Genomic DNA, 16,170 nt, shown 5'->3' on the forward strand with positions numbered 1-16,170 from the left:
TCTGCTTACTGACTTGCCTGTTGAAAGGGAGCTGTGGTGAATTCCTTTCAAGGTTGTACGCTGGGTTCATATAAATGATAGATTGTCGAAAAGGCATCACTAAAAGCCATACATTGAGACAATCTTTCCTCCATCATTTTTAGGGTTTCCTCAATAGTCATTTGCCAAAAATCGATATGATCGATTGCAAGAACCAGGCTACTAATATCCGACTGAAGCGTTAAAAATCGTGGGGATAAAGAATCATGTTCAATAGCCGTTATGGCTTCTTCTATTTTCTTTACACAGAACATCACAGAACATGGGAAATGCGCATCTTGGACTAAATACCGAATGACCGTTAGTAAATTGGTCTGGCGATGCTTCCGCATGAAAGATTCTCTTGCTGCGGAAAGATCCAATAAAAAGGTACCATCATCCTCTAACAGTGACGTACCTGTTCGCTTCTGTTGTTCTACGATTATCACGATCATCCGAATGGTTTTTTCTGCTCGTTCAAGCCATTTGCCGACCTGCATAAAATAGAAGGGAAGATCGCGATCCATCGAGCCCTCAATTAACCCTGTCTCCATCCATAAAGTCTTTCGTACATCCTGTAAAAAATCTTGAAGGGCAATGAGTGGAATCGGTCGTTCTCTTTTTAGTATGGACTGTTGCTTTGTTAAATAAAAGGAATTTTGAATTTCCCAAAGTTCCGTTGGCATACTATCACGTGTAACTCGTGCATTTTCCCGAATAGCACGTAATGTGGCATGAAGGGCATTGCCATTTTTCTCAGAAAACAGAAGATAATCAATCAAAGGGTTAACACGAATCGTTGTGTAATTTGCTAAATACTCCTCCTTAGAGGCACAAATATTTAAAACAGCCTCCCAATGATCAATATAATCATGTTCTTGCCCAGATTGCTCCAACATATTCAACAGCTGTACCTGTAATATATGTGCATTTGTTTGTGTACGTTCACTATAACGTGCCATCCAGTACAACGCGTCGGCTACTCGACTTAGCATGCTGCAATTCCTCCTTTAAAATCCACGTATCCTTTGCACCGCCCCCTTGAGAGGAATTCACCACAAGAGACCCTTCTTGTAGTGCCACTCTGGATAAACCACCAGGCAACACATAGCATTCCTCACCTTTCATGACATAGACACGTAAATCAACATGGCAAGGATAAAATCGCCCATTCTGGAAGGCAGGTGCTCTGGACAATTTAATCGTTGGTTGTGCAATGTATTGATAGGGCTGTTCAACAATTTTTTGCTTAAATAAAGCAATCTCTTCCTTACTCGCATGTGGACCAATTAACATGTCATAGCCACCAGAGGCTCCTACGTTTTTAATAACGAGCTCGTGTATATGCTCTAGCACCCATTCACGCTGACTGTCATCTCCTAGATGATAGGTTTTCACATTCGGTAGAATAGGTTCTTCCTGTAAATAATAGCGAATCATCTCAGGCACATAGGCATACATTGCTTTATCATCTGCCACTCCATTCCCAACGGCATTCAAGATGGATACATGGCCTGCTTGATAAGCAGCCATTAAATGTGGAACACCTAATAAAGAATCCTCACGAAAGACAGTAGGATCTAGAAAGTCATCATCAATCCGCCGATAAATAATATCGATTTGCTGTAGGCCATAAATGGTTTTCATATAGACCTTCAAATCCTGTACAACTAAATCACGGCCCTCGACGAGCTGGATGTTTAAATGCTGGGCTAAAAAAACATGATCGTAATACGCAGAATTGTACATGCCTGCTGTCAGAAGTACAGCTTTAGGCTCTCTTTCTGCTTGCATGGAAGGTGGACGATGGGCAAGAAGTGCTTTTTTCATATAAGCCATTTGTTTATCAAGAGGTCGAATCGTATGCTTGGAGAAAAATTCAGGGTATACTTCCTTCATCACATCCCGATTTTCAAAGACATAGGAAATGCCGGAAGGGTTGCGTAAATTATCTTCGAGTACATGATAATCACCTTTTTCATCCCGAATTAAATCAATCCCTGCTAAAAATATATGATTCGCAATTGGTACTTGAAGTCCTCTCATGGTTGGTTTGAAATAAGGATTATTTTCAACAAGCTGCCTCGGAATAAGACCGTCCTGAAAGATCTTTTGCCGTCCATAAACATCCTGTAAAAATTTGTTGAGTGCCTCCACGCGCTGCTTGACACCTGCTTCAATCATGGCCCATTTGGTTTGAGGAATAATAATTGGGACACAATCAAAAGGCATGGTACGTTCTGTTCCATCTTGTGCACCATATACCGTAAAAGTAATCCCTTGTCTGAGAAAGCTCGCTTGCGCTTGTCGGTATTTTTCTTCAAGTTGCTCCCGCGAAAAAAAGGTTAGCTTATGATGAAAAGATCGATAATGAGGCTTTGGCTTATTGCCATCAAACATTTCATCGAAAAACAGACTAGAATCATATAAATTCATCATATGGAACGCCTCCGAATTCAAGTAGTAGTGAAAACATGTTACACTGTGAATAAATACATAAAAGGAGCTAACAACCATGACCATCATTAATTTAATGCAAGCATATGAATTAGATAAACTATCCAAATTAAATTTATCAGACGAGGAAATTTTACGAGCTTTGCGTTCGGGGGATGTGTCAGCTTGGCAAGAACAAGTGCCAAACTATGAATTTAGCGAGACAATGGCTCTATATCAGGAAGGGGAACAACAGTTCTTAAATGCATACCATGGCCATTATCGAATCAAGTATGTAACATTACCAGGCATCCAACGTTTATTGCAGCTACGCTTTCAATTAGAAGAAGGGAAGGATTACCAACTATTAGAAACAGGTATCCAGCATTTAACGTGTGATGAGGAAACAGTCACAAGACTTCAGCAAATGTTATCGACAAACTGGTCACTAACAAAACAAGAGGATGGGAATTATTCAGTTTTTGTAAAATAATCCCATGCGCGTTGTGAGACGAATCGACATGGACAGTTACCCATCTATTGTTTTTTCGAAGCGTCTCACACAGCAAATAAAGTCTACTAGATTTTAATATTCATTTACCGAGAATTTTATGCCTAAAATCCTATAACTGTCACAAAATAGTTGTAACAAAAATCCTCTTTTTAAAAAGGGGTTTTTTTATTACCTTCGAACAGAACATTTGTTCTAACGTACGAAAAAGGGCATTTTTTTTAATAAAGTTCCCAAATTTATATTTGGGAACGTTTTTTCATGGTAAAATAGAGCAAATAGAGGTGATGAGCATGCAAAAAACAAAACAACCAAAATTCATGAAGGATTTTCTTGTCTATTTAACAACCATCAAAGGAAAGTCTCAGCGCACAAGAAAAGAATATGAATATGACCTGACCTTATTTTTCCGCTTCCACAAAGCTGTCCAGGAGGATTTGGATATAGAGAATTTATCCGCCATTGATATTGGCACTATTACAATAGAAGAAATACGCGAAATGACATTAGAGGATCTTTATTTATTCATGGAATATTGCGAAGTACAGCGAGGCAATTCAGCTGCTGCACGAGCACGAAAAGTGGCCACATTAAAATCCTTTTTTAAATATTTAAAAGGCAAACGTCGACTTATCGAGGAAAATCCTGCAGATGAATTAGAGACACCAAAGATAGGCAGAAAACGACCCATTTATATGAATCTACAAGAAGCTACACAATTTATAGATGGGATTAAAAGCAATCAGGCCTCCCCGAGAAATTATTGCATGATGATGTTTTTCTTAAATTTAGGAATACGTGTCACCGAGCTATGTCAGCTTAATAAGACATCCATTCAAGGACGTTATTTAACGGTAATTGGGAAGGGCAACAAAGAGCGCACCGTCTATTTAAATGATAGCTGTATGCAGGCACTTGCTGACTATGAAAACAGTGGGAAGACACCCTATAAAGGCGAAGGCGAGGAGCCCCTATTTGTGTCTCAGAAGGGAACACGCTTTACACGTCAAACCGTTGCCAAAATCGTTAAACGCATTAATCAGCAGTCAGGTCTTCAAAAAGAACGACTTACACCACACAAGCTACGCCATACATCCGCAACGATGATGTATAAAGCAGGGGCAGATATCCGTAGTTTGCAGCACATTTTAGGGCATTCTAGCGTCGCAACCACGCAAATTTATACACATATTGAAGATGAGCAGCTACAGCATGTTTTAGAGAATAATCCATTTAATATTGTTCGTGAAAGATGATTTTCCCCTCTCCATATCGAATATATAGTAGAAGACCTAATGAAAGGGGAGCCAAGGATGTCAAACGTCAAAGAACATCTCGATACCACAAGAACACAATTGCTTCAGGAAATTCACTTATTGGACGATACAACCTTTAATAAGAAACCAGATGCACAAAGCTGGAGTGTGGCACAAATCTGTCATCATCTCGTATTAGTAGAGGAAGCAACAAAGAAAGCCATTACATGGGGATTAAAGGCAGAGGAACAGTCAACACCCGCTCGAAAAAATGTTCAGCTCATCTTAGATCGAACAAGAAAGTTCCAAGCACCGCCTATTGTAGAGCCAGCAGAAGAGCCTTTCACTGTTCAAGCGATGCTGGATTTACTAGCTACAACAAGAAAGAACCTCCTCGCCTTTTTGCAAACAATCGAGGAACCTGAAGCATTAACTAAGCGCGCTGTGAAGCACCCAGCCTTAGGAGAATTACCACTCGACCAATGGATTGAAATGGTCTATATGCACGAGCAGCGTCATATCAAGCAATTACAAGAAATCGTTAGAGAATAACATATATGAAAGGAATTTGGCACAGGAGACGAGCTAAATTCCTTTTATTGTTATTCAATTTTTCTGTTATAATCTCTTGACGTGCTACATAATCTGTTATATATTAAATAAAAATAATAACAACTGTTATAAAACAGATTTAGTTAGAGGAGGAAATTTAAATGTCAAAGTATCGTGATGGTTATGAATTTTATTGTGAAATGTGTGAGCGCTATGGATTGGAGCCAATTTCTTTCCGTTACTATGTATTACAATTATCACAGCAACAACTTTCGGCTTACAATATGCAAGCAAAACAATTAGGAATTTAAAAGGAGTGATTATGACGGAAGCCGCCGTGAATATTTTATGAAAAGCCCAGCCATACTAAATAAAATGGTCTGGGCTTTCGTGATTTCAGCAAGAAATTTCAGATAATTCATTGACAAGTACAGTAGTCTGTTATATATTTTTAAACAAATAATATTTCTGTTATATAACAAAAAAATCAGACGTAAAATAGGGAATGTGAAAGGAAGTTATGAGGATGACAGATTATCGTGAAGGTTATGAATTTTATCGTCAAGTATGTGAGGAGCATGGGCTAGAGCCTATTAATTTTCACTATTACATTTCAAGTTTATCCCAAGAGCAATTAGATGCCTACAACATGCAGAAGAAATCAATAGGGGGTTCAATAGAATATGAGGTCTCTTAACATATAAAATGCCTTACTTCCTATGTGGGACAGTAAGGCATTTTACTTTAACAAAAATTTTACAAGACATTCAAACATATTATATAAAACTTTTATATTTTGTATTAAAAAGATAAATAGCCTAAATAAACTATTTAATATAGTTCAAAAGTATTGAATAACAATATATTTAGACAATTACAAGGAGGTTATATCCACTAATTTTTGTCTATTTTATTAAAAACTATCAAATGCAGCTTTGAATGTTTTTGAGATTTGGGTTGAATTAACTGCTTTTCTAAGACTATAATATAATTACATAAAAAAGGGCGATATACCACAACTTTATACCTCGCTGTAAGATAAAGCAAAAGTACCAAACCCTTCATATTTTAATGAATGGAGAATGAAAATGATGAATATCACGCCTAGTAGTGTTAATCAAATGAACTACAGTCTAAAAGAATTACAAGATATCTTTTCCGCCATGAATAGTTCCATCATTGTAGCGATTACAGATCGTACCGGAAAAATTACTTTTGTTAATGATCATTTTTGTAAAATTTCGAAGTATACGCGTGAAGAATTAGTTGGTCAAGATCACCGTTTACTAAATTCAGGCTTTCATCCCAAATCTTTCTTTAGAGAGATGTGGAAAACAATCGGTAATGGCGATATGTGGAATGGCGAGGTGTGCAATCGTGCAAAGGATGGCAGTTTATATTGGGTGAAAACAACGATTTTTCCGTTCCTAGATGAACGAGGAAAGCCTTATCAATATATTGCCATTCGCGTAGATATTACAGCGCAAAAGGACATTAAAAAAATTACTCATATTGCCTATCACGATGAACTAACAGGGCTACCAAATCGTCGCAAATTAGAACAGCGTTTAGAAAATGAATTTCATCAATCTCGACGTACAGGAGAGAAGTTTGCGTTATTTTTCATTGATGTGAATCGTTTCAAACACATTAACGACGGACTTGGTCATATTATTGGCGATATGTTTTTAGTGGAAATGTCCAATCGTCTGCGCAATATTGATCATACTTCGAATTCTTTTTATCGCCACAATAGCGATGAATTTGTCATGATTCTAAATGATGTCAATCGCATTGATGAAATGGCTAAGGAAATTATTGGCGTCTTCAATGAAAGCTTTATTGTCGATACCTATGAATTTTATGCGAGTATTAGTATCGGCATCAGTGTATTCCCAGATCATGCAAACTCTGTGGAAGAATTATTGAAAAATGCGGATATTGCTATGTATGCTGCAAAATCTACACGAGGTAATCAATATCGACTATATCGTGATAATATGGACGAGGCCAATGATAAATGGCTTTTGCTGGAAACGAAATTACATCAAGCATTAAAGCAAGATCGTCTAGAATTACATTATCAGCCTAAGATCGACTTAAAAACGGATTCTGTTATTGGTATGGAGGCATTGCTACGCTGGTATGACCCTGAATTAGGTCATATTCCGCCAGATCGTTTTATTCCATTTGCAGAGGATTGTGGATTGATTAATGATATTGGTGTATGGGTTTTACGTAAAGCCTGTGCTCAAGCTCGTCAGTGGAATGAATCACATGATTTATCATTGCGGGTAGCTGTAAATATTTCACCAATTCATATTAGTACGGGTGGCTTTGTAGATATGGTGCGTAGTGTCATTGCAGAAACAGGCATTGACCCTAATTTATTAGAAATTGAAATTACCGAGATGAGTATGCTTGATTATACGGAAGATTTAATTGATACTATCAAGCAATTACGAGAACTAGGTATAACTATTTCATTAGATGATTTTGGGACAGGCTATTCATCGTTAAATTATTTAAAAAAATTCCCAGTGGATGTACTTAAAATTGATCGTGCCTTTGTCCGTGATATCGTACCTGAGAAGTCTGGAATCGCTATGATTTCAGCCATGATTTCATTAGCACATGCCTTAAATCTCCAAGTAGTAGCTGAAGGTGTAGAGGAGGAAGCTGAATTAAATGTTCTGCGTGAGCATGGATGTGAGTATGTGCAGGGCTATTATTTTAGTAAGCCTTTATCTGTAGAAGATTTTACGAATCTCATTGTTAATACTGTCACAAATAAATCCAGTTATTAATTGCTATTCCTGAATGATTTTGCTAAAGTGGGATAAAGTAAAACTGTTAACATGATAAACCATTTGATGATGTGGCCAAGTAAGTAAGAATTGTGAAACAGAAAATATAGCACCTGCTGAGAGCTATATCACCGCTTCTTGACTGAACACCTACCACGGAGATGTTATGCAAACATAACCGAGTCGTTTTCGTTACCAAACGTGAGAGGGCTTTATAATCTGCGTAAAGCTAAATCAAGGTGGTACCACGTCATTCCAGCACAAAGACGTCCTTATTCAGAGGACAGCTTTGTGCTTTTTTCTTGCTTCAGCTAAATCTTTATACGGGTTGAACAAGTATTCATTTAACAAAATTGGAGGAGAACACATGTCAAAACAACTAGAAGATTTTTCGAAATGGTATATCGAGACCATCCAAAAAGCCGATTTAATGGATTATACACCTGTTCGAGGCTGTATCGCCTTTAAGCCAGACGGCTATGAAATTTGGGAGCATATTCAGGAGGAAATGGATCGTCGCTTTAAAGAGACAGGACATCGTAATGCCTATTTCCCAATGCTTATCCCTGAATCCTTCTTTCAAAAGGAAAAGGATCATATCGAAGGTTTCTCACCTGAGCTTCCTTGGGTAACCGAGGCAGCAGGGGAACAATTAGAAGAACGGCTAGCCCTTCGTCCAACATCTGAGACGATGATTGGTCATCTTTACTCTAATTGGATTAAAAGCTACCGTGACCTACCAGTGCTAATCAACCAATGGGCAAATGTCTTCCGTTGGGAAAAGAAAACACTGCCTTTTATCCGGACATCAGAATTTTTATGGCAAGAAGGGCATACAGCGCACGTGGATGAAGCAGATGCTCGGCAGGAAACAATGCAAATGCTAGACATTTATAAAGAAGTAGTAGAACAGGTGCTAGCAATTCCTGTCTATGATGGACAAAAAACACCTTCTGAACGTTTCGCAGGGGCTGTCGATACGTACTCTATTGAGGCAATGATGAAAAATGGCAAGGCTGTGCAAGCAGGAACATCGCATTATTTAGGAACAAAATTTGCTGAAGCCTTTAATATCAAGTATTTAAATAAAGCGAACCAGCACGAATACGTACACACAACATCTTGGGGTACATCTACACGCTTAATTGGTTCAGTTATTATGGTGCATGGTGATGAGCAGGGACTTGTTTTACCTCCACGCATCGCACCAACGCAAGTCGTTTTAATTCCAGTAGGACCATGGAAAAAGAACCCTCAAATCATGGAGCATTTAGATGAGATTTTTGCAGCCTTAAAAGCGAAGGGTATTCGAGTATGTTTGGATGATTCAGACCAATCGCCAGGCTATAAGTTCAATGAATGGGAGCTAAAGGGCGTGCCTGTGCGTGTTGAATTAGGGCCACGTGACCTAGAAAACAAGCAAGCTTTACTGAAAGCGCGTGATGAAGAAGAAAAACGAACTGTTGATTTAGCTACAATCATCACAGCTATTGAAGAAGAATTAACAACCATGCAAACGCGCTTATTAGAAAAAGCTCGTCAATTCCGTGAAGCAAATGCTCACACAACAATTGACACACTTCCACAATTACAACAGCACATTGACACAGCAAAAGACAATGGCACAATTCCAGGCTGGGTGCTTGCTGGCTGGTGTGGCGAGGATGCATGTGAGGAAAAAGTAAAGGAAGAAACGAAATACACATCTCGCAATATTCCTTTCAATCCACCAACAACGAAAACCACATGTATTGGCTGTGGAAATGAAGCAAAACATACAGTTTGGTTTGCACAAGCTTATTAATTAACAAAGCATGAACAGAACGCCCGAACAATTATGAAGCACACTAGGTTGTTTTATAATTTAGTTCGGGTTTTTCATGTTAAGATGGTGAACAATAATATCCTGTGCTTTCTTAACAAGATTTGAAGGTAAAGCATTTAAAGAAAAATAGTTTAACGCTAAGCTTTCACCATCTACCGCGGATAGTTGACCATCTACCTGTTCTGCTAAAAAGACCGCTGTTACACCAAAGACTTCATCCCCATTTGGATATTTAAAATAGTCCTGATGGCCCGATAAAATGGTTAAAAACTGAAGCTTACTTGCTCGTAATCCTGTCTCTTCGTATAATTCTCGCTTCGCTGTTTCTTCCAGCGTTTCTCCTGGTTCCATGGCTCCTCCAGGTAACCCCCACATGCTAATATCAGAACGAAATTGAAGAAGAACTTCTCTTTTCTCATTTAACACAATTACGGTCGAACCTACTAATATAACAGGCATTGATCCAACGAGCTGTCTTAATTTGGTTACATAATCACTCATAGTGACCCCTCCGTTTCTTGTAATCTATCTAAACCATAACATATATCGCCAAATTCTCAACATGATTGTGATAAAATGAAGTGGCGTTCGCTTCTGAAAAATCCTAAAGAAATGGGGATATGAATGACAGTATTACAAGAAGTATTTGATCACTACCTAAATATCAAGTTTAATCGGGGTTTACCAGCTGTTCAAATGAATGACTTTGAATATGTTTTATTAGAAGATACTAGCGCAGAGCTCTTTTTTATTGATCACGAACAGGGGACATTTTTGGAATGGGCAGAGGCATTTCAACCACAAAATCCACATTATGTTCAAAAGCCAGACTGGCAGCCTATGCTTACATCTTGCTTCAAGCAGCTAGATGTTTATGATGAGCAAGTTTGCTATTATTTGCTCTACACAATAAATGCAACGACTAGAATAATTCCACGGAACCCGTATAACAAAATGAATGATTTTATGAAAAACTATTGCTTCTTTCAACTTGCTCAATTAGAGCATGTTACGATACTCAGCAAAGAGCAGAAACAACAGTTAAAGGACTTTTTATTCTTTTTCTATCTGTATAGCCATCCAGTGAACGAGGAAACACTTTATGCTTTTTCGTTCAAAGAAGGAACACTAATTCATGCTAAAACGAATATCAATATGGAGCAATATTTTTCTCATTATCATGATTATATTTGTCAGCATAAGCATGACAGAGCATTATTAACACCACATGAGATAAATGCTTGCAAGAAGCTGACAATCGAACTTTTGAGAAGCATCGAAGGAAAATCAAATAGACTCGTTATGCCTTTTGAAGATGGCATAGAGTACCTACATCTAATTAATAATGTAGATGATTTTTTACATATGTTTAATCAAAATAATAAGGCATTCTATCAATTGCTTCATAGCTTTCTATTCGATCATCATCAATCGAATCCTTATCGTGAGCATTGCTTTAGTATGCTATTACAGAATTATGTCACTTATATTTTGACTTTTCACTTTGATGACCTTATTCAGTTAATAGCGTATTTCCATGACTTACCATCAATAGGTAGGATGATTATCAATAAAATTTTTGTCGATACCATCTTTATGCAAAAGATATTGAAAGAGGCCAATATTAACCTTAATAATTATCCAACGATTATAGAGTTTTTTGACGAGGATGCTAGAAGCATATATCTTGATGAACAGTAAAAGGAGACAAGGAAATGACCAACACAACAGGCTGGAAACAGAATGCACAAAATCGCACATTTATTGCTTCATTTAGTGGTGGCAAGGATAGTGTTTTAGCTTTATATAAAGCATCACAGGTGGGCCAAGCAATGGGGCTCATAGTGATGCTAGAGGAAGAAGGGAAACGTTCAAGGTCCCACGGGATGCCACCTGCGCTTATCCAGGCACAAGCTGACTCTATTGGGCTGCCAGTCTATACTGCTGCAGCAAGCTGGGCGGATTATGAAGAAGTATTTGTAGATTTATTAGTAAATGCAAAGCAACAGGGAGCTGAAGTATTAGTAACAGGAGACTTAGATATGCCTGCACATGGCTGCTGGCACGATAAAGTCACTAAAAAGGTAGGTTTAAAGCTAGGCATGCCATTGTGGGAGATGAACCATCGTGAGGCTGTCGATGAATTTATTCACTTAGGATTTATTACAATGATTGTCACGGTCAACCTATCCTTGGGCATGACGGAGGACGATTTAGGGCGAGTGCTTACCCCTGAATATGTAAAGGAGCTTGAAGCCCGTAGCATTGACCCATGCGGAGAAGGCGGCGAATTCCATACGACCGTCATTGATGGCCCTCTATTCAAGCAGTCAATTGCGGTGCGTAAAGGTTCCGTTATAAGAGATGGAGACTACGCCTTTTTACTCTTAGAGCTAGCATAAATCCACATCAGAAAACCTTTATTGGGATGCGCAATTCATGACAATAAGGGTTTTTCTTTTGAGGCATATTGTTACATGTCTCCATAACAACTGAAGTTAACAAATGAATAATTACCCGAAAGTACATAGGCTCCTCCTCTGTACTTTTTTGTATTTTAGCTAGTTTTCCTTGTAGGTATAGAACTCCTACCACTTTGACCAAAATATTATTTGACTGGACACTATTTGGTGTCATATAATTAAGACACCAATCAGTGTCCTATTAGAAAGGGTGGTGGTTTTGAATAACAATCATCAAGAGCGTGACGTTTATGTAGCCATTGCTGACCCAACAAGACGAAAGTTGATCCGTTTATTGGCAGAGGTAGATGAGTTACCGCTTCACGAATTAACCGCTCAATTTGATATGGGGCGTACTGCTGTCTCGAAACATTTAGGCATTCTAAAAGATGCAGGCCTTGTTCTTGCACGCAAGGAAGGTAGAGAGACGAGATATCGATTGAATGCAGCTCCATTGAAAGAAATACAAGATTGGGTATCGTTTTATGAAGGTTTTTGGAAAGAAAGAATCGCGAAATTACATCTATTATTGGAGGAAAAAAAATGAAACCAGATGTATCATTAGATTTTAAATTTACAAGTTCCATCGAACAAGTATGGCATGCTTTAACAGACTCAGATACACTAGCAAAATGGATCTGGAACAATGACTTCCAACCAATCGTAGGACATAAATTCCAATTCCGTGCTGAACCAAATGAATGGTGGGACGGTATTGTAGACTGTGAGGTACTTGAAGTGGAAGAGCCTCACAAATTATCTTATACTTGGACAAGTGCTGGCGAAACAACAACAGTTACATGGACATTAACACAGGTAGCAGATGGTATGACTCAGCTTCATCTTGATCAAGGTGGCTTCAGCGAAGAAACAAAGGCACGTCAAGGTGCAATCGAGGGAGCAAAATATGCTTGGACAAATATGAGTGCACAGCTTGAAAAAGTATTAGCGTAGTATAAATTAAATAACAGCAAGAAGAGCGCAATTCCGTAGCAAGAATTGTGTTCTTTCATGTTCAGTCTCATCTTTTAATTTTCTTAAATGGAAGGATAACTAAATGAAAATTAATGAACTAATTGCCAATAATATTAACCGTCTAGATGTCGTTTTATCCGACGATCAATCTTTAGCCATAGCAGGTTTGTCTGGCTCAGGGAAGACGACATTTTGTCAAACGATTGGAGAAGAATCCAAAAAACGTCTTGTTTCTTTATTGCCAAAGGCTGAATATCAATATTTGTTTCCAAACATTATGGAAACGAACTTCAGTGCCATCAAAATGGAGGACATGCCCCTTGTACTTTTTCTAGGAAAATCCTCAATCTCTAGCAATCCACGTTCCACAATTGGTACACATACAGGTGTTTTTAAAGAAATTCGTAATCGACTGGCAGATGAGTTTCAGCTATCGCCAGAGATGTTTTCCTTTAACAATGCGTTAGGCTGGTGTCCTGCATGTAAGGGGCGAGGCACGACAAAAAATGTAGAATGTAAAAAATGTTTGGGTAAGCGCTATAGTCCAGATGTGGAGCAGTATAAAATCCCTTTATGGAATGAACTCTATAGTATTTCTGATATTCATCATTTAAGTATAGAGGCCATCTATTCCTTATCAAAAGAATTAAATATCAGTGAAGAAAAACAGCATATTCTGCATAATATTATGCAAATGAATATTGGCTACTTAACCTTAAATCGTATTATGGGGACTTTATCAGGTGGAGAATTAACAAGGCTGTACTTAGCAGAATTCATGGCAACAAGCGAAAACACCGTGATTATTGTTGATGAAATTTCTGTGGGTCTGGACCATAACACCTTACTAAAAATTTTAGAGCAAATACAACAGCTAGGCGCTAAAAACCAAATTTGGTTGATTGATCATTCTGATACTGTGTTAGACACGGCAGACGAGCATCTATTCTTTGGACCAGGTAGTGGAAAATACGGAGGAAAAATCGTTGAAGAATCTCCACGGCCAAAGCCTATCTATTGGGAACGAAATCCAGCAGCACCAACATCCTATTATCAATTCGGAGATTTATATTGCCGTAATATCCAAATGGATGCAATAGACATTCCACAAAATCGACTTGTTACCTTTACAGGAGAGTCTGGTTGTGGGAAATCAACGCTTGTTAATGAGTGTATTGCTAAAGATTTTATCAAACGCTATCCCAAGGACAAACTCGTGATGGTTGGGCAAGATCGTAACCAATCCATTACGAGTCGTTCCACTGTCGCGACATTCCTTGATATTAAAAAGAAACTAACAAAATATAGTGAGGACATTGATGATATTTTCCAACGCTCGATTGAAGATATAATCGATGAACTACCTAATGAGGATATCGCACATAAACGCTTAAGCTTATTGATTAAGCTTGGACTAGGCTACTTAACGCTTGAGAGAAAAACGCAATCTCTATCGACTGGTGAATTCCAATGTGTGCATCTAGTCTCAGAGTTATTTGCCAACGCTCGTAATCCCCATACATTATTTATTTTTGATGAGCCTTCTAAAGGGCTATCTCAGAACATTTTAAACCAATTCATCGATAGTGTCAGGGACATCCTAGAGGATGAATCTATCTCCATCATCATGATTGAGCATAATGCCTATATGCTGGAAAGCTCTGATTTTGTTGTTGACTTCGGTAAAAGACAGCAGGAGCCTGTAACACATCTAAATGTAGTTAGCCATGAAGATTATTTTAATCAGGATAATCATTCAATGGGTTCAACTCCATTACAAATCACATCTACACTCGCATTAAGGCAGGGCATTCAATACTTAGAAGACAACCATATTAGCTATTTCAAAAATGCGGAAAATATATATAAGGGTGGCATCTTAAAAAGCTTATCTTCCATGGCTCGTCTGATTTACGGTGAATATGAATCGAACAAAATTGCCCCAGTTGTTGCCATTGATTTGGAAAGACATTTATATAGCCAATATAGCTTCCTGTATGAAATAGGTGGTCTAATCAATCATATTGTGGCTGCTCATCCAACAAATAAGGATACGAGAAGCTTCGATTTTTATAGCCAAGAAAATCATTGCCCTAGCTGCTCTGGTCGATTGGAAATTGAAAAATTCGATTTTGATCTTGTGGTACAAGACAAAAACGTGCCATTTTGGGACGGCCTACTACATCCCGATATAATGGAGGTTTTAAAATACTATCAACATTCTAAATTAGAATTTCTCTTTGAGCAGATTAAAATAGAGCTGGGTCAGGACATTAGTAAAAGCTATCATGATATGACTGAGGAAGAAAAGCATACATTTTTATATGGTTATTGGGACAAGTCCTTTTATGATAAGGCAACAAAATCCTCGAAAAAGTGGGAGGGCTTTAATTTTATCATTGGTCGTTATATCGTGATTTCAAAATCCATTATTAAAGAGCAAATGAAGGAAACAAGAGAAATGGTACCATGCCCAATTTGTCATGGGACTGTGCTCAACCACCAAAAGAAATTACGATTTGGGGACACAGATATTCGTGACTTAATTCGCCAGCCGCTTGATGAAGTCATCAACATTGTAGGCAACTTACCACAATTAGAAAAAATCAAAGCCATCGTGGGCGGAGACATGTCACTGCTACAGGATGTTTCCTTATTGCCAAGGGAAACACAGGTATCCCTAAAAATGCTGGAATTAGAGCTAGCAAGCTTTGTCGGCTATGAAATCGTACTACAAAACGCTTTTCCTTTTTGGGCCAAAATCAAAGATAATCTAGAGCGCATCAGCCATAAAAATCAAGTGACCATCTGTGATTTTGCCAATATACAGGAGACAAGAGAAACCATCATCGATCAATATTTTACGAATGGTAAATATAAAAAACTAACATATGTATATGAAGCATTTGGCTACAAGAAAATCGTAACCCAAATCAATAAAGTCAAAGCCAGTCATTCCTGTCCATTCTGTAAAGGGAAAAAGGTGCTCTCTGAAGATGGACTGCATGATGGAGTCCATAAATTAACCGTGCCCTGTGTAAGCTGTGGCGCAAGTGGCATTAATGAGGAGGGACGCCAGCAAATCGTTGATGGCATTGATGTGGAAACATGGCTAACTGGTACTGTAAGCGATGTTGTTACAGAGGGCTCCCATCTTGAAGCCGTTGCCAATATTCCTATTTTTAATCGTATACGCGAATTGAATAAGCAGGAAATGATGGCAGTCTATCAGTTCCTCCAATCAAATCACTAAATCATCAAACCCATGTGCTTCGGCATATGGGTTTCTTTCGTTGGACTAGAATTACTCACTCATTTTTCCACAAAA

Annotated in this window: 15 protein-coding genes; 12 read left to right on the forward strand and 3 right to left on the reverse strand. The window is 38.2% G+C overall.

All coding sequences use genetic code 11. The annotated features are described in order from the left end of the window. Positions 1-47: 47 nt before the first annotated feature. Positions 48-1,013 (reverse strand): alpha-E domain-containing protein, encoded by a 966-nt coding sequence (locus AC1RFD_RS06140; RefSeq protein ID WP_279495015.1) that lies wholly within the window; start codon positions 1,011-1,013, stop codon positions 48-50. Then, positions 967-2,457 (reverse strand): circularly permuted type 2 ATP-grasp protein, encoded by a 1,491-nt coding sequence (locus AC1RFD_RS06145; RefSeq protein ID WP_492474627.1) that lies wholly within the window; start codon positions 2,455-2,457, stop codon positions 967-969. Before AC1RFD_RS06145 ends, AC1RFD_RS06140 begins: the two co-directional genes overlap by 47 nt. A gap of 76 nt (positions 2,458-2,533) precedes the next feature. Between AC1RFD_RS06145 and AC1RFD_RS06150 the strand changes: the two genes are divergently transcribed. The 7 genes from AC1RFD_RS06150 to proS all read left to right on the forward strand — a co-directional run bounded on the left by AC1RFD_RS06150 (position 2,534) and on the right by proS (position 9,384). Further along, positions 2,534-2,947 (forward strand): hypothetical protein, encoded by a 414-nt coding sequence (locus AC1RFD_RS06150; RefSeq protein WP_103118120.1) that lies wholly within the window; start codon positions 2,534-2,536, stop codon positions 2,945-2,947. Between the two features lie 311 nt (positions 2,948-3,258). Beyond that, a complete protein-coding gene (locus AC1RFD_RS06155) occupies positions 3,259-4,221 on the forward strand; it encodes a tyrosine recombinase XerC (RefSeq protein ID WP_054550128.1) in 963 nt (320 codons plus the stop codon). 57 nt (positions 4,222-4,278) lie between these two features. Beyond that, positions 4,279-4,773 carry a DinB family protein gene (locus AC1RFD_RS06160; protein WP_048392831.1) on the forward strand — a complete coding sequence of 165 codons (495 nt, stop codon included), beginning with the start codon at positions 4,279-4,281 and terminating at the stop codon, positions 4,771-4,773. Between the two features lie 161 nt (positions 4,774-4,934). Next, complete coding sequence (locus tag AC1RFD_RS06165; protein WP_004230023.1) at positions 4,935-5,084, forward strand: hypothetical protein; 150 nt, start codon at positions 4,935-4,937, stop codon at positions 5,082-5,084. A 215-nt stretch (positions 5,085-5,299) separates the two neighbouring features. Further along, on the forward strand, positions 5,300-5,470 hold the full coding sequence (locus AC1RFD_RS06170; RefSeq protein ID WP_492474628.1) for a transcriptional regulator: 171 nt from the start codon (positions 5,300-5,302) through the stop codon (positions 5,468-5,470). A gap of 391 nt (positions 5,471-5,861) precedes the next feature. Next, the gene (locus AC1RFD_RS06175) at positions 5,862-7,580 is read left to right on the forward strand and encodes a putative bifunctional diguanylate cyclase/phosphodiesterase (RefSeq protein ID WP_054550129.1); all 1,719 of its coding nucleotides are present in this window, start codon (positions 5,862-5,864) and stop codon (positions 7,578-7,580) included. A 367-nt stretch (positions 7,581-7,947) separates the two neighbouring features. Next, on the forward strand, positions 7,948-9,384 hold the full coding sequence (gene proS / locus AC1RFD_RS06180) for a proline--tRNA ligase (protein WP_492474629.1): 1,437 nt from the start codon (positions 7,948-7,950) through the stop codon (positions 9,382-9,384). A gap of 60 nt (positions 9,385-9,444) precedes the next feature. Here proS and AC1RFD_RS06185 read toward each other — a convergent pair whose 3' ends face one another. Next, on the reverse strand, positions 9,445-9,906 hold the full coding sequence (locus AC1RFD_RS06185) for an NUDIX hydrolase (RefSeq protein WP_492474630.1): 462 nt from the start codon (positions 9,904-9,906) through the stop codon (positions 9,445-9,447). A 123-nt stretch (positions 9,907-10,029) separates the two neighbouring features. Between AC1RFD_RS06185 and AC1RFD_RS06190 the strand changes: the two genes are divergently transcribed. The 5 genes from AC1RFD_RS06190 (at position 10,030) to AC1RFD_RS06210 (ending at position 16,095) form a co-directional block, all read left to right on the forward strand. Beyond that, entirely contained in the window at positions 10,030-11,106 is a 1,077-nt protein-coding gene (locus AC1RFD_RS06190; RefSeq protein WP_492474631.1) for a hypothetical protein, read from the forward strand. A 14-nt stretch (positions 11,107-11,120) separates the two neighbouring features. After that, positions 11,121-11,807, forward strand: coding sequence for a Dph6-related ATP pyrophosphatase (locus AC1RFD_RS06195; RefSeq protein ID WP_492474633.1), 687 nt, complete (start codon positions 11,121-11,123; stop codon positions 11,805-11,807). A 280-nt stretch (positions 11,808-12,087) separates the two neighbouring features. After that, positions 12,088-12,414, forward strand: coding sequence for an ArsR/SmtB family transcription factor (locus AC1RFD_RS06200; RefSeq protein WP_009371344.1), 327 nt, complete (start codon positions 12,088-12,090; stop codon positions 12,412-12,414). Next, the gene (locus tag AC1RFD_RS06205; RefSeq protein WP_054550133.1) at positions 12,411-12,821 is read left to right on the forward strand and encodes an SRPBCC family protein; all 411 of its coding nucleotides are present in this window, start codon (positions 12,411-12,413) and stop codon (positions 12,819-12,821) included. The genes AC1RFD_RS06200 and AC1RFD_RS06205 overlap by 4 nt, the downstream gene beginning before the upstream one ends. A gap of 103 nt (positions 12,822-12,924) precedes the next feature. Further along, positions 12,925-16,095: an ATP-binding cassette domain-containing protein gene (locus tag AC1RFD_RS06210; protein ID WP_054550134.1), complete on the forward strand. Its 3,171-nt coding sequence runs from the start codon at positions 12,925-12,927 to the stop codon at positions 16,093-16,095. Positions 16,096-16,170 lie beyond the last annotated feature (75 nt).

This window comes from Lysinibacillus sp. GW823-FHT02G10 (assembly GCF_058797135.1).